The sequence below is a fragment of the Roseobacter sp. MH60115 genome (assembly GCF_015644665.1).
In the GTDB taxonomy this organism is placed as follows: domain Bacteria; phylum Pseudomonadota; class Alphaproteobacteria; order Rhodobacterales; family Rhodobacteraceae; genus Roseobacter.
Window position 1 is genome coordinate 634165 of record NZ_JADOBQ010000001.1, and the last position, 18182, is coordinate 652346.

General features: G+C 61.2%; 17 protein-coding genes and 1 riboswitch. Of the genes, 5 read left to right on the forward strand and 12 right to left on the reverse strand.

Annotation, left to right across the window (positions count from 1 at the left end; all coding sequences use genetic code 11):
• Positions 1–285: 285 nt before the first annotated feature.
• Positions 286–936 (reverse strand): hypothetical protein, encoded by a 651-nt coding sequence (locus ISX84_RS03005; protein ID WP_195818828.1) that lies wholly within the window; start codon positions 934–936, stop codon positions 286–288.
• Positions 937–948: 12 nt separating this feature from the next.
• The gene (locus ISX84_RS03010; RefSeq protein ID WP_195818829.1) at positions 949–2349 is read right to left on the reverse strand and encodes a selenium-binding protein SBP56-related protein; all 1401 of its coding nucleotides are present in this window, start codon (positions 2347–2349) and stop codon (positions 949–951) included.
• A gap of 396 nt (positions 2350–2745) precedes the next feature.
• Between ISX84_RS03010 and ISX84_RS03015 the strand changes: the two genes are divergently transcribed.
• The gene (locus ISX84_RS03015; RefSeq protein WP_195818830.1) at positions 2746–3813 is read left to right on the forward strand and encodes a glycerophosphodiester phosphodiesterase; all 1068 of its coding nucleotides are present in this window, start codon (positions 2746–2748) and stop codon (positions 3811–3813) included.
• Between the two features lie 260 nt (positions 3814–4073).
• On the opposite strand, the gene ISX84_RS03020 is transcribed toward ISX84_RS03015, so the two are convergent.
• The 9 genes from ISX84_RS03020 to ISX84_RS03060 are packed head-to-tail and all read right to left on the reverse strand — an operon-like array spanning position 4074 to position 10562.
• The gene (locus ISX84_RS03020) at positions 4074–5156 is read right to left on the reverse strand and encodes a DUF1513 domain-containing protein (protein ID WP_195818831.1); all 1083 of its coding nucleotides are present in this window, start codon (positions 5154–5156) and stop codon (positions 4074–4076) included.
• Position 5157: 1 nt separating this feature from the next.
• Positions 5158–6174 (reverse strand): imelysin family protein, encoded by a 1017-nt coding sequence (locus ISX84_RS03025; protein ID WP_195818832.1) that lies wholly within the window; start codon positions 6172–6174, stop codon positions 5158–5160.
• Positions 6171–7700: a di-heme oxidoreductase family protein gene (locus tag ISX84_RS03030; RefSeq protein WP_195818833.1), complete on the reverse strand. Its 1530-nt coding sequence runs from the start codon at positions 7698–7700 to the stop codon at positions 6171–6173. The genes ISX84_RS03025 and ISX84_RS03030 overlap by 4 nt, the downstream gene beginning before the upstream one ends.
• Complete coding sequence (gene bfr, locus ISX84_RS03035; protein ID WP_195818834.1) at positions 7687–8172, reverse strand: bacterioferritin; 486 nt, start codon at positions 8170–8172, stop codon at positions 7687–7689. Before bfr ends, ISX84_RS03030 begins: the two co-directional genes overlap by 14 nt.
• Positions 8120–8413, reverse strand: a complete 294-nt coding sequence (locus ISX84_RS03040) for a (2Fe-2S)-binding protein (protein WP_195818835.1) — start codon at positions 8411–8413, stop codon at positions 8120–8122. The genes bfr and ISX84_RS03040 overlap by 53 nt, the downstream gene beginning before the upstream one ends.
• A gap of 46 nt (positions 8414–8459) precedes the next feature.
• Positions 8460–9737 carry an imelysin family protein gene (locus tag ISX84_RS03045; protein WP_195818836.1) on the reverse strand — a complete coding sequence of 426 codons (1278 nt, stop codon included), beginning with the start codon at positions 9735–9737 and terminating at the stop codon, positions 8460–8462.
• Positions 9738–9754: 17 nt separating this feature from the next.
• Positions 9755–10246, reverse strand: coding sequence for a hypothetical protein (locus ISX84_RS03050; RefSeq protein ID WP_195818837.1), 492 nt, complete (start codon positions 10244–10246; stop codon positions 9755–9757).
• Entirely contained in the window at positions 10243–10410 is a 168-nt protein-coding gene (hemP, locus tag ISX84_RS03055; protein WP_195818838.1) for a hemin uptake protein HemP, read from the reverse strand. Before hemP ends, ISX84_RS03050 begins: the two co-directional genes overlap by 4 nt.
• Entirely contained in the window at positions 10401–10562 is a 162-nt protein-coding gene (locus tag ISX84_RS03060) for a hypothetical protein (protein WP_195818839.1), read from the reverse strand. The genes hemP and ISX84_RS03060 overlap by 10 nt, the downstream gene beginning before the upstream one ends.
• Positions 10563–10747: 185 nt before the next feature.
• Here ISX84_RS03060 and ISX84_RS03065 point away from each other — a divergent pair, with 185 nt between their 5' ends.
• The 4 genes from ISX84_RS03065 to ISX84_RS03080 are packed head-to-tail and all read left to right on the forward strand — an operon-like array spanning position 10748 to position 14246.
• Entirely contained in the window at positions 10748–11896 is a 1149-nt protein-coding gene (locus ISX84_RS03065; protein ID WP_195818840.1) for an ABC transporter substrate-binding protein, read from the forward strand.
• A gap of 52 nt (positions 11897–11948) precedes the next feature.
• On the forward strand, positions 11949–13016 hold the full coding sequence (locus ISX84_RS03070) for a FecCD family ABC transporter permease (RefSeq protein ID WP_195818841.1): 1068 nt from the start codon (positions 11949–11951) through the stop codon (positions 13014–13016).
• Positions 13013–13786, forward strand: coding sequence for an ABC transporter ATP-binding protein (locus ISX84_RS03075; RefSeq protein WP_195818842.1), 774 nt, complete (start codon positions 13013–13015; stop codon positions 13784–13786). The genes ISX84_RS03070 and ISX84_RS03075 overlap by 4 nt, the downstream gene beginning before the upstream one ends.
• Positions 13770–14246: a pseudoazurin gene (locus tag ISX84_RS03080; protein WP_195818843.1), complete on the forward strand. Its 477-nt coding sequence runs from the start codon at positions 13770–13772 to the stop codon at positions 14244–14246. The genes ISX84_RS03075 and ISX84_RS03080 overlap by 17 nt, the downstream gene beginning before the upstream one ends.
• A gap of 161 nt (positions 14247–14407) precedes the next feature.
• On the opposite strand, the gene ISX84_RS03085 is transcribed toward ISX84_RS03080, so the two are convergent.
• Positions 14408–17587: an RCC1 domain-containing protein gene (locus ISX84_RS03085; protein WP_195818844.1), complete on the reverse strand. Its 3180-nt coding sequence runs from the start codon at positions 17585–17587 to the stop codon at positions 14408–14410.
• A 286-nt stretch (positions 17588–17873) separates the two neighbouring features.
• A riboswitch (cobalamin riboswitch) is annotated at positions 17874–18095 on the forward strand.
• The last annotated feature ends 87 nt before the right edge of the window (positions 18096–18182 follow it).

Below are 18182 nucleotides of genomic sequence, written 5' to 3' on the forward strand. Positions count from 1 at the left end.
CCATTCCTCCATATATTCCAAAGGCTTGAAAGGAACTGGCAAGCGGGTGCGAACATCTCCTCAAGACTGTGCTGTGGTTTGTCTGATTTGTCCATTTTTCTCGCAAGGCACCAGCTTCTCCTGCTCCAGCGCATTGATCTTGACCTCATAGGCGCTGACTACACACGGGCTGGTGCTGTTTGTCGGAGATCAGATCGACTTCAAAGGGTGGATAAGATCTGTCGCGCTATATTGCCGCACAGTTTTTTGGATCGTCAGCTGTTCGGCGTTGCCACTGTCGGTCATTCAGTGCGCTGTAATCAAAGCGATAGAGCCGACAAGGATCAGGCTGAGCGCCCAGATCAGGTCCAGGTTGAACCAGCTTTTCTGGAGGAAACTGAGGCCGAGCCAATAGTAAACGCCCACGGCGATGGCCCCACCTGCGAGCACCATTGCGCCCGTGTGGGCGAGGGCCACCGCGAGGGCGGCGGTCGCGTTGTTCCACATGAGGCTATAGGCGGCGGCGTGGCCTGCATCCGTCTCAAGTGTGCCACAAATCCCGAGGTAGATCGGCACCAGCATCAGCCCGGCGCCATGCGCCATGGCGGCGAGAAATGACCAGAGGGCGAGGCGCGAGGGCGGCACACGCGCCAAAAACCGGGGATGTCGCCGGTTGATCAGCAAGTAGACCCCGAGCGCGATGACCAGCAGGGCGGCACCGGTTTGAATCTGTACCTGCCATTCGACCAGTATCATGAGCGCGGAGAAGGGAAAGAGGATCGCCGCCATGGCCAGCAGATGCCCGACAGCCAGCGCCGCGAGGGCTTTGTAGAGGTTGCCCGCGTTGCGCGCCATCAGTGCCGCTGACACGGCGAGCGGCCAACCCATGCCCGGATTAACCCCGTGATAGATGCCTGAGACCACGACGGCGGACCAGAGGGACGCCGCCGTGTTCATGCTTTCCACTGCCTAGACGGAAGGGTAGCAGAAACTGTCGGTGGAACAGTCGCCGCCCTCAAGCCGGATCTGGTGGCTGCGGTAGCCCTCGGGGAACTCGACCCAGAAGTTTTCATTCAGGGTCAGCCCGCCGTTTGTCCCCACATCGGCGCAGACCATCGCGGCACCCCGGTCACCGGGATAGAACTGGTCATCCCAGGTGGAGTAGAGCGAGTTGGTCCAGTAGACGCGCTTGCCGTCGCGGCTGATCTCGACCATCTGAGGGCCGTAGCCGAAATCTTTACCGTTGGGATGCGGCGTCTTTTTGACGATCCCGCCTATCTCGACCTTGCCCGCCAGCACCGGGTTCATCGGGTCGGAGACATCATACTGGTGCATCTCGCCGAGGCCCCAGCAGGCGACGTAGAGGTATTTGTCATCAAGGCTGAGGTCGATGTCGGTCACCAGCGGTGGCACAGCGCCAAAACCCTTGAGCAACTCGGGCAGGTCATCCGCATCCGCAGGCACCGGGTCGATGGTCACGGTCTTTTTCGCCTCAAACGTGCCGTCTTCCTTGCGCCACCAGGTGAAAATCGCGCCTTGCAGGTTCGTGGTGTCGACCACCACGCCGCAGAAGCCATATTCCTTGGCCGGGTCATGCGCGGGCCTGATTTCCAGCGCCATCTGGTGGTTCTCGCCCAGATCGATGGTCTGGATGTTCTTGCGTGCACGCAGGTCCCAGAAGTGGATCGAATGGCCGTATTTGTTGCTCAGCAGATCCTCCGGCACCACGCCGTTCTCGAACTGCGGCGGCAGACCCCATTCCGAGCTGACCATGTAATCGCGCGGCAGGTTCCACCAGAAGTCATAATGCTTTTCCTGCGCGCCGCGGTCCATCTCGTAGCGCCCCAGGATCTCGAAGGTCTCGCAATTCATGATGAAGATGCCTGGAGGGCCATCGGTGCCATCCTCTCCGCCGCCGCCCAAGGTCGAGACATAGATGCCCTCGGGGCCGCAATGGATCGTATGCGGGCGCGAATAGCCGGTTTTGGCCTTCAACTCTTCCGGTTCGATGATCTTGTGAATTTTGGCTTTCAGCGGTTCTTTGACGTCGATGATGTAGATGCGGCTCGACCGGATGCCGGGGATGATCAGGTAGCGCCGTTCGAGGAAGGCGTGGCCTGTGAGCGGCGAGAGTGCCGAGGAACAGGCATTCCAGCCGAAGTGGTGAAACTCGTCACCCTTGTTCGGCATGAACAGGCTATGCACGATCTGGCCGTAGGTGTCGGAGTTCGGGTCCACATCGACCACGGCGAGGCCGTCGGGCTGTGAACCATCGGGGCTTAACATCAGCGTGAAGGCGAGCGTTTCGACCGGGGCCTGCATGGCCATCTGTGGTGTGGGGTAAAACGTCGGGTCTGGTCTTAGGTTCATTTTTAATCCTCCCTGACGGACGCAGATGACGGAATTCTATCGCGCCCACGGAAAAGCTGGCACAGAATCAAATGTCAGACAATTGAAATTTGAAGGGCGTGCTGCTGCGCCAAGACGCGTTTTCGCTGTTGTGATCATCTTCAATCATTGCTGAACTGCTTGAACTTGAGGGGGTAAGCAGCTGAACAGAAAGTTGAATACGTATCTCCGACCCTTAGCGTGATACGCAGGTTCCATCCTTCCTTACGGCCCCTTTTTCGGGGCGCGGTCGGCGAGGTTGTGAAAGACCCGTCCGGCCAGAGTTCATAAATACGTCATCCTACTGCGACCCGAACGACATCTGGCGTGGCTACCGTCCGGCGTCATGAACGAGCATTTCCGATGGATGAGGATAGCATGAAAAGAATGACGTATCTGGGTGCCGCCGCTCTCTGTTTCGCCGGCCTGACCGCCACGCTGGGGCAGGCCGCGACCGTTGGCACATACAATACCCTGACCGGCGCGGCACCCTTGGTGATCGGGCATCGGGGGGCCCCGGCCTACCTGCCGGAGAACAGCATTGGCGGCAATGAGCTTGCAGCCAAAATGGGGTCCGATTTCATCGAAACCGACGTGATGATGGCCAAGGACAACGTCTTGATCGCAATGCACGACACGACGCTGGAACGGACGACGAATGTCGAAGAGATTTATGCGCCGCGTAATGGTGGCTATGCGGTGAGCGACTTCACCTACGAAGAGTTGCGCGCGCTGACCGTCAACCCGACCGGCAGCGGGGCGGACACCTTCCCGGGCTTCACGCCCTCCGCCGACAACCCCTACCGCATTCCCACCTTTGCGGACATGCTGGATGCGCTCACGGCCTACAACGACGCCAATGGCACCAGTGTCGGCATGCTGACGGAGGGCAAATACAGCGATAACATCGATACCAGCCGGGCGGTGATCCAGACGCTCATCGACAAGGGATACGACACGCCGGAAAAGTCTGTTGTGCAGTCGTTCGATTTTAACAATGTCAGCGATTACGCAGAGCTACTCGACGCGGCGGGTGTCGAGATGGGCGTCGCACAGCTGGGCGTCGGATGGCCGTTGGATGATGGCACATTGGGTGTGCTCAGCATCGGCGGGGCCTTTGGCACGCTGGCGCAACTGTCCCAGTATACGGATACCGTCGCATTGAGCTTCAGAACCATCACCAAGGAACTGATTGCCGCTGCGCATGGCGAAGGTCTGAGTGTTTATGGCTGGACCTTCCGGCCCGACGACCAGACGGAGGCCTTCGAGCTCGCAGACGCTTTTCTGGACTGGGGGTTGGATGGGTTCATCACCGACAACCCCGATTACCTGCGCCGCGTGGTTGACGCCTATGATGATCAGGTCTCCCCGGTGCCGCTGCCTGCGGGCATGCCGCTTCTGGTGGTTGCCCTGCTTGGCTTGGTTGGGCTGTGTCGCCGGGTCTGACAGAGGGCAGGGTGTACGCCTCTGCACGTCAAATACCGGTCTTCATCAGGCCTCGCTGTCCTTCGGCGGGGCCTTTTTCGTGATGCTTTTAAAAATCGTCTGGCGGTGTCGGCCCGCCGGGGGTGTTCGTATTCTGCCCGAGCGAGCATTTGTCTTTCCCGCTGCTGCCCCATCTGCGAAGAAATGGCGGCGTGAGGCCGCCAGCCTGTGCGCTGCTTAAACGGCGCAATGACGGGCGACATGGCCAGCGTTCCGACAATTCAGATAGAAATCAGATGATTATCCCAGCGAAGCAGGCTGTGCGCGCTGTGCAGGACCTCCGGGCCTTTCAGGTTCCGCAAGTTGCCGGTGCCGGATGTAAGGGTGAACCCATCGACGTGCGGCGCAACCCCGCACACGTCCTCCAGAGGTGTCACGTGATCCAGGCGGGCCAATTCGGCGTCATACACATGCAGCCTGCCACCTCTTGGCGAGGTGACCGCGATGGTGCGCCCGTCCTTCGAGAAGGCGATGCTGCCAACATATCCATTCATCGCCTGTATCTCTTCACCGGACGCGCCCATCAGGACGATTTGCGCGCCGCGTCGGTGCAGACCGACCAAAGCCCTCACCGGCCCATCCCCTTGCCATTGCATGCCCAAAGCGATGTCACCGCGCGCATTGACCGCCAGGTGGCGGATCGAATTCTTGCGCATCTCGGGGGGCAGTGTCGCGGTTTCGATCACGCGCCCTTGCGCGATATAGCTCAGGTTGGGCCGCATCGTGGGGATGTTCAGCTTGGTCCGGCCGCTGTCCGGATGGGTGTCGATGCCGCCATTGGCGACGACCAGCGTGTCTGAGCCCGGCAGCCGCTTGATGTCGTGGGGTCCGATCCCGCCGCTGTCCCATTCATCCACACGCATGTAGTCGCGGGTGACATCCCAGACGCCGATCCGCCCGACACCAGCCTCAAAGTCATTCTCCGTGGTGAACAGAAGGGTCCCGTCTGTCGAATAGGCACCATGGCCATAGAAATGCCGCCCCTCAGGGGCGGTGAGGGTTTGCAGGGTACGCCCCGTTGCACAGTCGATCACGATGGCAAAGGTGCCCGGGCGTCTGGCAAAGGCGACGGCTTCGGGGCGGGATGGATGCGCAGCGGCGGCATGGCCTCGCGCGGGCAGGGGGATCTGAAACCGCACGTCAAGAGCCTCGCTTATCCCGCAGAGCACGTGGCTGCCATCCGGGCGAGCGGCTGCGGAAAGATAGGTGGGGGAGCCCGCATCCGCCCAGGTGGGTTTGGGCAGCAGGCCTGCCGCGAGCAGGCCCCCCAGAAACTGCCGTCGTCCGGGTGCTGGCTTGCGCATGTCAGTCCCCATCCAGCGCATTGAACCCCGCCGCCACGCCGAGGGTTGGGCCAAGTTCATCGCGTACTGTCGCGCGAATGACATCAACCGATTGCTGGATCACTTCGATCCTGACGCGCCCCTGCGGGTCTGCCACGCCGGCAAACACCGGATCCTGCAATGTGGCCAGCCGGGTCAGCGCCCGATCAAAGCCCTTGGTGAGGGTGGCGGAGAGAGCAGCGTCAGAGGCGGCAAGGCGCTTGGCCAGGTCACGCAGCGATGTCAGGCTCAGGGTGACATGTCTGAACGACCGGGCAGAGCGGCGCGCCTCGGCGCGGTTCGGGCGCGGACGGTCGAAGGTGCCGAGCGGTCTGCCCAGCCGTGCGTCCGAGGTGAACTGAAGCCCGGTTGTCAACGCTTTGAAAGCCTCCTGCAGGACTTCTTCTTCGCTGCGGTAGAGGCCACCCGGCGCCGGGGTCCGCATCTTCTCTGCATAGCCGTTTTGCCAATCGGTCAGAATGTCCGAGGAGAGCGCGGCAATGTCTGCGCTGATGGTTTGCACCAGCTGACAGTGGTACCCGGCGTCGCCCGCCGCCATCAGCGTGTCGTCGTAGAGCAGAAATTCCATCGCGTAAAACCCGCGCGCTGCGATGGAGACTGCGGCGTAATCTTCCGGCGATGCGGCGATCGGATCAGCCTCGGCGATCAGCGTATTCAGTGCACGCGGCGTGGCCCCTCTGCTGTCCGGCCAGAAGGCGAGGGCAAAGGCGCGGTCCGCCACCTCCGTCGGACCAAAGCGCAGATGGCTCGCCGCGATCCAGGCATCAAAGGCATCGCCATAGGCACCGCGCAAGGCGTCAGAGGTGGGGGTGCAATCCGCCGCCGCCGTCTCTGCAAGGGTCCGAGAGCGTTCTGCCAGAACCTCGAAACGCGGCAGGATATGGCCCGTCACGACGTCGTCGATCACAGGTGCCGCGCTCTGGGAGGCGGCCATGATGGGGGTCAACAGCACCACCGCCGACAGGATGAAATGCTTCATAGGCTCTCCAGAAAGGCGATCAACGCCGCACGGTCTTCGGTGGACAGGTCAATCACCGCGTCCCGCTGCGGTTGCGCCTCGCCCCCGTGCCACAGCACCGCCTCCAGTAAGGAACGCGCCCGCCCGTCGTGCAGGAAGTAAGTGTGGCCGCTGACCTGTTGCGTCAGCCCGATGCCCCAGAGCGGCGGCGTGCGCCATTCCTGACCGGTGGCGCGTGCTTCGGGGCGGTTGTCGGCGAGACCCGGCCCCATGTCGTGCAGCAACATGTCGGTATAAGGCCAGATCAACTGGAAGCTTTGTTCGGGTTGATCTGCCAGCCGGTGGGTCACAAAGCTGGGCGTATGGCAGGAGGTGCAGCCGGTGGCATAGAAAACCTCCTTGCCCCGCAAGACCTGCGGATCGCCTACGTTTCGGCGCGCGGGCACGCCGAGGTTGCGGCTGTAGAAGGTCACCAGATCCAGCCCCTCGGCGTCGATCTCCGTGCCGCGATCATCGCCGTCTCCATGGATGGCAGCAAGGCAATCGGCCTGCAGATCGGTGCATTCACCGCTGCCCGCCGTGAACAAGGGGTTGGAGATGCCGATATCGCCTGCAAAGGCGGAGGCCGACTGTTCGCGGATCGTGGGATTGCCCGCCTTGAGACCAAAACGGCCCAGCATCGGCTGATCAAACTCAACCGACCACACCACATTGGGGCGGCCGGAAATACCGTCACCATCGGCGTCATCGGGGTCTGCATTGGCGAGGATGTCGGCAGCAGGCACCGCTTCCAGCAGTCCCAGACCAATCATCTGCGGCGCGATGCGGGGGCTGAGCATGGCGTCAGGGTGCAAGGGGCCATAACCCAGATCGGCGGCGTTATAAGTCGGATGGCGCAAAGAGACCTCCACCCCATCGGCCAGCGTGATGATTTCTTCCTCATAGGTGATGTCGAGCCGGTATTCGGAGGCATGGCCCTGCACGGCGAAATCCTGCAACTGGGTGCCGTAGGTCGGATCAGGGGCCGTGGCGATGTAATCCTTGATGGCGGCGATGCCGTCCTCCGCCGTGCCGGGGATCGAAATGCGCAGGAACATCGAGATCGAATTATCCTGCGGTGTTTCCGGCGGGTGCCCGCGCCCATCCTTGATGTGGCAGCGCTGGCAGGAGCGGGCGTTGAAAAGCGGCCCCAGCCCGTCGGAGGCCAGTGTCGAGGAGGGTGAGGACACCCAGAGCTTGCGAAAGAGCCCGTTGCCGACCTTGAAATTCAACTCATCCTCAAAGCTGATGTTGCCCGAGGGTTTGGAGAAGGCATCCGCCGTTCTGGCCACGCGCACGGTCGCAGCCCCGGCGGGTTTGTCCTCGAAGCGTGTGGGCGCCGTGAAATCGCTTGTCAGCGCCGTCACGGCGGCAATCCGTGCGGCCTCTTCCGGGGTGCGGGGGATCACATTTAGATTGGGGTCGCCGAGGTCCCATGTGGCACCATCGGCCAGTGCGAAGGTGCCCGTCACCGCCAGGGTGACGAGCAGGATGTTATTCGGCTTCATCCATTTTTGACGCATTGAGCTGGGCATATTTTTCTTCACCGAGTTTGGCCACAAGATCGAGCTGCGTTTCGAGAAAGTCGATATGACCTTCCTCATCGGTCAGCAATTCCTCAAAGACGTTCTTTGACACGAAATCGCCGACGGATTCGCAGTATTTGCGCGCCTCCGTGTAAAGCGTGTGGGCGTCATGCTCTGCTGCCAGATCGCATTCGAGCGTCTCTTTGGGCGTCTGGCCAATTCTCAGAGGGTCCAGTTTCTGCAGGTTCGGGTGACCGCCCAGAAACAGGATGCGGGCAATGATCTTATCCGCGTGGTTCATCTCTTCGATGCTTTCTTCACGGGACTTCTTGGCCATGTGACCCAGACCCCAGTCTTCCTGCATCCGGTAGTGCAGCCAGTACTGGCTGACTGCGGTCAGTTCACTCCGAAGCGCGGAGTTGAGATATTCGATAACTTTCTTGTCGCCGTTCATTTTGGGTTTCCTGTGGTGCTCCGCTCTTGAGATTGCGGAGGTGCATGGGGACTTCCAGATTGTCGTTCGCGCGCATGGTCGAGAGGAAAAGCGGCATGCAGCCGCCGCAATCCGCTGCCTTTCCAAGCGCCCGATAGACTTTGCCTGGGGTGACGATGGTCTTGTCATCTGATGCCCGCATCCAGTCAATTGCGGCATGGATGTCGTGATCCGTGATGCTTTGACAATGGCAGACGATCATTCTGTGCAACCTTTCGATGTACGCATGATGACAAGACCTTTTGAGATTATTGGAAAACCGCTTCGGGATCATCCAGGCTGTCTGATCCTTCAAAGGCGATCTGGTCGAGACCCAGCGCCGCGACAACCCGTTCGATTGAGCGGGTCTGGTCGATCAGACCGTTGACGCCGCCCATGATCAGAGCCTCGCCTGCAGCATTGCCGCGCTCCAGCATCTGATCGTAGGCAAAACCAGCCTCGGCTGCCGTCTTGATCCGGCCCAGGGCCATCATCGTGTTGCCGAGCTTACCCGACATTTCGGCGTCGAGATCGGCATCGACGGCAGCCACCATGTCGGAGAGGGAGGGGCCGGAGACCAGCGTGCCATCGACGCGGATGTATTCGCCCAGATAGACGTTCTGGATGCCCAAGCCGTCGTAATAGTGGCTGTTGTGGGTGTTGTCGGAGAAGCAATCGTGCTCTTCTTCGGGGTCGTTCAGCATCAGGCCCAGGCGCATGCGTTCACCCGCCTGCTCGCCGTAGGAGAGAGAGCCCATGCCGGTCAGGATCGCGGCCAGCCCGGCGTCGACATTCGATGTCAACTCTGTGCGCGCGGCACCACCATCACCCCACTGGGCCGTCATCCATTCCAGATCGGAGACCAGCAGATCGGTTGCGGCCGCAAGGTATGCGCCGCGACGGTCACAATTGCCGCCGGTGCAGGCGTCCCCGGCTGCGAAATCTGTCCATGGGCGATTGCCCGCGCCGTCACCGTGCCCATTCAGGTCCTGCCCCCAGAGCAGGAACTCAATGGCGTGGTAGCCCGTGGCGACATTCGCCTCGACCCCATCCGCCTCATGCAGGGTTTCCGCCAGCAGGGCCGGGGTGATTTCAGCGGCGTCGATCTCTTTGCCCGACAGGGTGAAGGCAGGGCTTGCCACCACGTTCAGCGCGGCAAATTCGTTTTCATCCGATGGCCCGCCGTAAGAGGCATCGACATAGTCAATCAGGCCCTCGTCGAGCGGCCAGGCATTCACCTTGCCTTCCCAGTCATCGACGATGGCGTTCCCGAAACGGTACACTTCGGTCTGCTGGTAAGGCACCCGCGCGGCCACCCAAGCGCTGCGCGCGGCGGTCAGGTTTTCCGCTGACGGGTCGGCGATCAGCGCAGCAACGGCCTGTTGCAGGCGCTGTGCGGTGATCAGGCTGTCTTCGTATTTGGCCGCGGCAATATCGGCGTAGGTGTCGAGCACTTCGTCTTTTCTGGCATCCGGATCCGCCGTGGCTGCGGTGCCGAGGCCGACGCATAGGGCCAGAGCACTCGTGGCAAGGGTAAGAGGTTTCATGGTTCTGACTGTCCTTTTCAGTGAAGTGTCGTTTTTGATTTTGGGGTCGTGTTTGAATGAGGGGGCGGGAAGCTTTCGGCCTTCAGCGCCATGCGCCGCAGGGCAAAACCGAATTCCTGCGCGGCACCGACAAGCGCGCCTGCCATATCCGGGCGCACGATCGTGGTGGCGATCATCAGGGCATCCTCGTGCTCGCCTTCGCTGGCATAGCCGACGAAATTGGCAAAGCAAGATTCATCCGCGCCCAGGCATTTGCAGGTCACATTGTGCCGCATCAACGGGCGTCGCCCGTGCCGCGCGCACAGATCGCAGAGCATCTCAAAGGATTTCAGTGCCTGCCGCCCGCCTTGCGGGCCCAGGGCTGTGGCAAAGTCGTTCCAGACCTGACGCTGCGCTTCGGGGCCCGTGCACCAGAGCCGCAGATAGAGAACGGCGCCAGCTTCGACAGCGCCAAGCTCCGCGACGTATCCAACCGGCGCACCGCCGCGATGTGGGGTCTTGTCCGTCATTTGGTCAGGATCAACTTTCCGGATCGGGTGATGCGCAGGGTGTAGAGCTGATCCTGAAGCTTGATCTTCGCCAGGTCGCCCCCTTTGGTGAGGTCCTGCGCCTCATAGACCGGGAGTTTTTCCACCGAGAAATGATCGAATTCCTTTGCCACACTCACCACCATAGCCCGCCCCATTCTTCCCGCTCGACGGCGTCGAGAACCCACTCCAGGTTCAGATAGGTGGGCACGCCGCATTCCACGGCGGCACAGATCATTTCCATGCGGCTCTGAGGGTCAAAAAGGCGGTCCATAGTCTGGCGTACTTCAACTTGCATTGGTTCCTCCGATCGAGACGTCGCTGCTGCGTTGGCTCACCCGGAATCGCAGGGCTGGCTGGTTCGGATTAAAGTTGAGTGATTTAATCGGAAAAAGCAACAGAGTAATTGACAAAAAAAGTAAGATACTGAAAGCTGCCGATCAGAGCGGGCACATCTGACCCCGCTGACATCAGGAGAACACCATGACACTTGCACCGCATGTGCATGGTTTCGCTCTTGCAATAGCAGCCAGTGCGACCCTCGTCGCATCCGCCCCTGACGCATCTGCCGAAGCTGTGACACTCACCGATATCGCGGGGCGTGAAATCACGCTGCCACAGGCGCCCACCCGGATCATTCTGGGAGAGGGGCGCATGATGTATGCCATTGCGCCGCTGACCGACGGCAACCCGTTTGAAAAGATCGTCGGCTGGAAAGATGACCTGATCCAGTATGATCCCGATGCCTTCCGCAAATTCGAGGCGGCCTTTCCGCAGGATGCCGCACGCATGGTCAATTTCGGCAACCCCTATGCCGGGGATTTCAACATCGAAGCGGTTCTGGAAAACGAGGCCGATCTTGTGCTGCTGGATCTCGGTAATCTCTTCAAGGCGGAAGAGACCGGGCTGATCGACAAGCTCGACAAGGCAGGCGTGCCGGTTGCCTTCATCGACTTCCGGCAGAACCCGACGGAAAACGCGATCCCGTCGATGCTGTTGCTGGGCCGCGTGCTGGGTGAAGAAAAGAACGCCGCTGAATTTATTGATTTCTATGTGGCCCAGATGCGCAAGGTCTCCAACGTGGTTGCGGGCATCCCGGCAGAGGAACGCCCGCTGGTCGTGGTCGAGAACGCCGCCGGGTGGCAGACTGATTTCTGCTGCTGGTCCTTCGGCCCCTACAACTATGGTCGCTTTGTCGAGCTGGCAGGCGGTACCAACTACGGGTCCAAACTGGCCAATGCCTATTCCGTCGATCTGAGCCTTGAGGGCATTCTGACCGCCGACCCGGATGTCGTGATCGGCACCGGGGCGAACTGGGCCGAGGCCAGACCGGAGGTCACGGCCACCCTGCTGGGCTATGAGGCAGACGCTGCCGAAAACGCCAGACGCATCAAGGCCTTGGCGGAACGCTCCGGCTTCAAGGACCTGCGGGCAGTGCAGGAGGGGCGGATGCACTCCATCTACCACCAGTTCTACAACTCACCCTACCACTTCATCGCGATTCAGCAGATCGCGAAGTGGCTGCACCCCGCTGATTTCGAGGATCTCGATCCGCAAGCGACCTTTGACGAGTTGCACAGCAAGTTCATGCCTTATGAAAACAGCGGGCAGTTCTGGGTGACCCTGAATTGACCGGCCCGTGGTCCCGCGCCCGCGGGGCCACATCCACTACGGGATCCTTGCCATGACTTCTGTTCCTTCCCTTCCGGCGAGCTTTGTCGCCGAAGGCTATCGCGCCCGTTCCATCAAGCGCGTCGCGCTGATTGCCGGGGCGTTTCTTTTATTGCTCATCACGCTGACCATCGACGTCATCACCGGCCCCGCCGATCTGAGTTTCTGGCGCACCTTCACGGTGATCCTCAACCCCTCCGTGGCGACGGTGAAGGAAGAGGTGATCATCTGGGACTTGCGCCTGCCGGTCGCCTGCATGGCCATTGCCGTTGGGGCCATGCTCGGCGTCGCAGGGGCCGAGATGCAGACGATCCTCAACAACCCGCTGGCCGATCCCTTCACGCTGGGCCTGTCGTCGGCGGCCAGTTTCGGCGCAGCCCTTGCCATCGTTCTGGGTTGGTCGGTCATCCCCGGCGTTGGCGGGCTGTTCGTGACGGTGAACGCCTTTGTCCTGGCGATGCTCACGTCGCTGGCGCTCTTTGGCTTCACCAGACTGCGCGGCGTGACGCCCGAGGCGATGATCCTCGTGGGCATCGCCATGCTCTTTACCTTCAACGCCCTGCTGGCCTTCCTGCAATACGGTGCCTCAGAGCTGCAACTGGCCCAGATCATCTTCTGGCAGTTGGGCTCGCTTGCCCGCGCCACATGGGCAAAGGTTGGCGTATGCCTCGCCGTTCTGATGATCGTGCTGCCCTATTTCATTCACCGCAGCTGGGCATTGACCGCGCTGCGTATGGGCGAGGAGAAGGCGGCCAGCCTCGGCGTCAACGTCTCGCTCCTGCGTCTCTCGGTGCTGGCGGGTGTGTCGCTTTTGGCTGCCGTCGCGGTGTCCTTTGTCGGCGCGATTGCCTTTGTCGGGCTGGTCGGACCGCATATCGCGCGCATCATCGTGGGGGAGGACCAGCGCGGTTTCCTGCCCATGTCGGCCCTTGCCGGGGCGCTGATCCTGTCGGGCACGTCGATTGCCTCCAAGGCGATCACCCCGGGCATTGTCTACCCGATCGGCATGATCACCTCGCTCATCGGCATCCCGTTCTTTGTCAGTCTGATCCTCAGCCAGCGCCGGAAGCACTGGCAATGAGTGGGCTGCGCATCGACACCCTCTCCTTCGCCTATGGTGCCCGGCCCGTTCTGGAAGATGTCAGCATGGCCCCTTTGCAGCCGGGCACGCTGACCGCGCTGATCGGGCCCAATGCCTCGGGCAAATCCACGCTCTTTCGCTGTATCGCGGGGCTGCTCAAACCCGCCTCCGGATCGGTTTGGCTGGGGGACACCGATCTTGCCACGCTGCGGAGCAAGGCCCAGCTGCAGCGGGTGTGCATCATGCCGCAGTTCTTTGCCGCCAACGCCGCCCTCACCGTGTTTGACGTGGTCCTGATGGCGCATAAGAATCTGTCCGGCTGGCGGGTCTTACCGTCGGATGTCTCGGCGGTCGCCGCCGCGCTCGAAGCGGGCGGGATCGCGCATCTGGCGGACGCCTACATCGGCGAGCTCTCAGGCGGGCAGGCGCAAATGGTCTCCGTCGCGCAATCGCTGGTGCGCCGGTCGGAGGTTTATCTCTTTGATGAGCCGACATCCGCGTTGGACCTGCGCCACCAGCTGGATGTGCTTGCTCAAATCCGTGCGCAGATGATTGCCCGGAACGCCATTGGCATCGTCGCTTTGCACGACCTGAACCTTGCCGCGCGCTTTGCCGATCATCTGATCTTGCTGGGCGAGGGGCGGGTCCGGGTGCAGGGCTCTCCGGCGGACGTGCTCGGCACGCCTGATCTGTCTGATGTCTACCGGGTGGCCATCGAAGTGGCGCAAGGCCCGAAACAGGAGATTTCCGTGCATGCTTACGCGCCGTAGTCTTTTGCTGTCATCCGCAGCCGCTGGGATCTATCCCGCATACCTATGGGCAGAGGCCTGCAGACCGCCGGTATCGCAGGGCGGTCAGCACGCTGTTCTGATGTTGAACGCCGCCTGCGGAGATACGCAGCAGACCAATGTGTTCGAACCTGCGGTGCTGCATGTGGCGCCCGGCGACAAGGTGACCTTTCACCCGACCCACGCGGGGCACAACACTGCCTCCAAGCGCGGCATGATCCCCGACGGTGCGGAACCGTGGAACAGTTCGCTGGACGTGGCGCACGCGGTCACGCTGACCGTGCCGGGCGTCTACGGATACATCTGCGTGCCACATTATGAGATGGGTATAGTGGGGGTGATTGTTGTGGGTGACCCCTCTGCGAACTTTGAGGCGGTACGCAAGATTAGACATCCGGGCCGCGCCAGAAAGGCCTTTCGGGACCTCTTGGCGCAGGTCTGACCCTCCGCGCTGAAACACGTGCTGCTCTCTGGTGTTCGGACGTGGCTCTACCAGACAAATCTAGCTATGCGCGCTATTCGCCTGGCCTCTGTACCGTTTTCAAGTCGTGGGACCAGACGGAAAAGGGTGGGGGCCAGCACTGCCAGCCCCCGTCCCATGTCTCAAACGAAGCTGAACATATCCACGTCAAGCGCGTCCAGATGGGTGTTGCGCAGGGTCAGGCTGTCGTCCTCGCTGAACTGGAAGGTCACTGCGCGCCCGGACTGGCTTGCACCGGCGATCAGGTCTTCGAAGCTGTCGATGCCGTCGACGTCAATCACAATCTGATCAGAGGGGCGGCTGAAGAACCACCAATCGAACCCGGTATCGAAGTCCTGGATCACGTCGTCCCCACCATTGAAAACAAAGGTATCGACGCCGCGGCCCCCTTTCATCAGGTCATCCCCGGCACCACCGTCCAGTAAGTCGTTGCCGACCCCGCCGTTCAGCCGGTCATCGCCGTCGCCTCCCAGCAGCACGTCATTCGACCAGCCGCCATTCAGCACGTCGTTATCCGCGCCGCCGTCGAGGGTGTCTTCGCCCCAGCCGCCGTTCAGGCGATCCCGGCCCGCATCACCGCGCAGGTGGTCATCCCCCCAGTTGCCGCTGAGGCGGTCGTCGCCTTCACCACCTGAGATCAGATCATCACCTGAACGGCCATTGATGCGGTCGTCATCCGCGCCACCGCGCAACAGATCATCCTGGAAGGTGCCGCGATAGCGATCCTCGGAGGCCGCGGCTTCTTCGGAGGTGGTGAAGTTGAAGGTCGAGGTGTCGCCTTCCTTGATCCCTTCGAAGCTCTGGCCTTCGCTGTCCTCAAAGGCCCCCTCCTCGATCTCCACCGCATAGCGCGCATCCGTGTCCAGATGAGAGGGTGGCGTGATCGTTACTTTATCCCCATCGAAGCTGACGAGCCTGTCATCGGTGACGTCGATCTCGATGCGCGCCCCGGTGTCGCGGTTGACCAGCGTGAGGGTGCCTTCACCAGCCGCGACCTCTTCGGTGAAGGTCAGGGTCAGGGCCGCATCATTCTCCACATCCCGACCGTTGTCGGAGGGGGTCGCGGATTTGAGGAAGGGGGCAGGGTCTGCCTCGAAATCCACCTCCTGCGGCGTGTAGACCGACCCGTCGGAGGCATAGCCCAGACGCCCGTCCGAATTCGACCCCCAGGTGAAGACGGCACCGGTGTCGCTGACCGCTATGATCGAGTTCGGCCCGGTCTGGATCTCGACGATGTTCACGTCATCGAGTTCTGCGATCTTGGTCGGCAGGAAGCTCGCGTCGCTTTCGGCCTCCGGATCACCGTCAAGCCCACCGGTCGGGCCTTCGTCGTTCGGCCCCCAGGCATAGACATCGCCGTCCTCGGTCAGCGCCACGGCCCAACGGGCCCCGCCTTTGACGTCGATCACCCTCTCGGGCAGGCCGGTAAGCTCGACCGGTACCGCCACATCCGCAGGATCGACGGTGAAGGTGCCATCGCCATTGTCACTGCCTTGCAGCAACTGCCCGGTGTCGCTTTGCCCCCACCCAAAGACACGACCGTCGGCGGTGACGGCGAAAGAGGTTTTGCCATCCGCTGTGACACCGACGATGTCAGCAGGCAGGCCTTCGACCAGAACGGGGTCGATCACGCGGCGATCTTCGCTGCCACTGACCTGATTGTCGGTATTGCTGCCGAACGCATAGACTTGGCCGTCTTCCGTTAGCGCCAGCGTGTGCGAGGTGCCAGAGGATACGGCCACCACGGTTTCACCCGCCAGAGCCTCAACCGCCGTGGGCACCAGACGTTCGTCCTGATCGCCTGTGCCGAGCTGCCCGTTGGTGTTGCTGCCCCAGGCGTAGAGCGTGCCCTCGGCCGAGATGGCATAGGATACGCCATTGCCATTCTCGATGCCGGTGATCTCGACATCGTCCAGCGCCTCGATCTTGACCGCCGACTGGCGGCTGTCTTCATCGCCCACACCCAGCGGGCCGCGGTTGTTGAAGCCAAAGGCGTAGACGTCGCCATCTTCTGTCAGGAAAGTCGTGTGCAGCATGCCGGCAGAGACGGATTTGATTATGCCGTCAAACCCCTCGGGCATTTCCACGGCCATCGGTGCCTTGACGTCGAAACCGACACTGCCGTTGCCCAATTGGCTGACGACATTTTCACCGGCGCTGTAGAGCACACCATCTTGCAGGAAGACAGAAAAATGGTTGCCCGCGCCAACGGTGCTGGCCACCATCTGCGTCTCGCCCTGATAGGCCTCGACCGCGCGCGGGCGGATCAACTGGCCGTCATATTGGTCTGAGCCGAAGATCACCGTTTCGCCCGCATCAAAGAAATCGCCGTCGCCGTTGAGGTTGGTCAGTTTGACCACATTGGCGTCGCCCGCAAAGCTGTTCGCGGTCAGGATCAGCCCGCCGCCCTTGTCCGTGGCCAGGGAGAACCCGATCTCGGCGGCGATGCCACCCGGCATCATGTTTGCATTCCAGACTTCCGTGGCCTCATAGACCTGATCGATCTGACCCGACCCGTCGAAGTCATTCAGGCGGTAGATCTTGAGAACCTCGTCGCCCTCCGGGAACCACGTGAGTGTGTAGAGCGCGCCATCCACTCCGACAGCACTGGAGATATCGACAGGTGCGCCAAAGTTCATGTCATCCGAGATGAAGTTGGTGACTTCCTCGGCCTGGATCGTGCCGTCGCCGTTGATGTCCTCGATCCGGTAGATCACATCCGTGGCCGTGCCGGTCAGGTCGTTGAGGTAGGCGACATTACCGTCAAAGCTCAGATCGAACGGCACCGAGGTGTCGATTACGGTCTGCAGGTCGAGCCAGACCGTCGCCTCACCGTCGTCATTTGCATCGCCATCGCCGTTCAGATCGACGGTGCGGTAGATTGCATCCTGTGGTGTCGATGTCGTGCCGGCGTTGGCGATATAGATCGCACCATCAGCGCCTTCGGCAATGCCGTTGGGCGTGACGGTCGACAAGCCGCCCGCGTTCTCGGCAGAGAACCAGACGGAAGCCTCGCCCGCATCCTGCGCATCACCATCGGCGTTTTCATCGGTGAGCCGATAAATCGTGTCGCTTGTGCCGTCGCCGATATAGACAGATGTGTCCGACGCCTGATGTACGGAAAACACATTGTTGGTCGGCACCTCCAAGCCGCTGGCGTTTGTGTCGTCGAAGAAGACGGTTGTTTCTTCGGCCCCGCTGGCCGTGCCGTCCCCGTCCAGGTCCTGCAACAACAGCACCTGATCCTTGCGTTGATCCGCCACCAGAATACCGGTTGTTTTACGTGTAGATATGCGCCCCATTTGGCCACCCCCTTTGAAAAAAGCGAGAGAGCCTAGCGCGCTGCTGGGTACTCAGAATGAATGATTTTCGATGCCTGGCATCTGCCGCTCTTCTGTCTGATTTTAACCGGCGCGTGAAGTCCTATTCGACGGATCGGGGATGTATTTTTGTCGCAGATCATCCAGCCGCACATCAGGTCCGGTTCTGATAGCCAAGAGGTGGCCAACCGGTCCCGGTGTGCGGTCCGATGCACGGGATTTCTGTGCCGACTGTTCAATAGCGCGCTTGACCCAGAGAACAGAATCAATGACACAAGGTGCAGATGGTTCCCGGATGCCTCACGGCATAAAACACCGGGATGAAAAGGGAATACGGTGCGGTATGCCGATGGGCGCCAAATCCGTAACTGCCCCCGCAACTGTAAGCGGCGAGCGACCCCGAAGATCACCACTGGGCCAAAAGGCCCGGGAAGGATCGGGCGAGCTGCGACCCGCAAGTCAGGAGACCTGCCATCACCGGTGCCATCGGCACTGCCTGCAACTCAACCCGGACGGGGTGTCCGGTTAGGAGATCATGATGGTTCTACGGGTTCTGCCGTATAAAAGCACATATCTG

Bases quoted from the DNA above. Each gene is read 5' to 3' on its own strand.
- ISX84_RS03015 (WP_195818830.1), top strand. From the start codon at position 2,746: ATGAAAAGAATGACGTATCTGGGTGCCGCCGCTCTCTGTTTCGCCGGC.
- ISX84_RS03010 (WP_195818829.1), bottom strand. From the start codon at position 2,349: ATGAACCTAAGACCAGACCCGACGTTTTACCCCACACCACAGATGGCC.
- ISX84_RS03065 (WP_195818840.1), top strand. From the start codon at position 10,748: ATGACACTTGCACCGCATGTGCATGGTTTCGCTCTTGCAATAGCAGCC.
- ISX84_RS03080 (WP_195818843.1), top strand. From the start codon at position 13,770: ATGCTTACGCGCCGTAGTCTTTTGCTGTCATCCGCAGCCGCTGGGATC.
- ISX84_RS03005 (WP_195818828.1), bottom strand. From the start codon at position 936: ATGAACACGGCGGCGTCCCTCTGGTCCGCCGTCGTGGTCTCAGGCATC.
- ISX84_RS03075 (WP_195818842.1), top strand. From the start codon at position 13,013: ATGAGTGGGCTGCGCATCGACACCCTCTCCTTCGCCTATGGTGCCCGG.
- ISX84_RS03020 (WP_195818831.1), bottom strand. From the start codon at position 5,156: ATGCGCAAGCCAGCACCCGGACGACGGCAGTTTCTGGGGGGCCTGCTC.
- ISX84_RS03030 (WP_195818833.1), bottom strand. From the start codon at position 7,700: ATGAAGCCGAATAACATCCTGCTCGTCACCCTGGCGGTGACGGGCACC.
- ISX84_RS03025 (WP_195818832.1), bottom strand. From the start codon at position 6,174: ATGAAGCATTTCATCCTGTCGGCGGTGGTGCTGTTGACCCCCATCATG.
- ISX84_RS03045 (WP_195818836.1), bottom strand. From the start codon at position 9,737: ATGAAACCTCTTACCCTTGCCACGAGTGCTCTGGCCCTATGCGTCGGC.
- ISX84_RS03040 (WP_195818835.1), bottom strand. From the start codon at position 8,413: ATGATCGTCTGCCATTGTCAAAGCATCACGGATCACGACATCCATGCC.
- ISX84_RS03060 (WP_195818839.1), bottom strand. From the start codon at position 10,562: ATGCAAGTTGAAGTACGCCAGACTATGGACCGCCTTTTTGACCCTCAG.
- ISX84_RS03050 (WP_195818837.1), bottom strand. From the start codon at position 10,246: ATGACGGACAAGACCCCACATCGCGGCGGTGCGCCGGTTGGATACGTC.
- hemP (WP_195818838.1), bottom strand. From the start codon at position 10,410: ATGGTGGTGAGTGTGGCAAAGGAATTCGATCATTTCTCGGTGGAAAAA.
- ISX84_RS03070 (WP_195818841.1), top strand. From the start codon at position 11,949: ATGACTTCTGTTCCTTCCCTTCCGGCGAGCTTTGTCGCCGAAGGCTAT.
- ISX84_RS03085 (WP_195818844.1), bottom strand. From the start codon at position 17,587: ATGGGGCGCATATCTACACGTAAAACAACCGGTATTCTGGTGGCGGAT.
- bfr (WP_195818834.1), bottom strand. From the start codon at position 8,172: ATGAACGGCGACAAGAAAGTTATCGAATATCTCAACTCCGCGCTTCGG.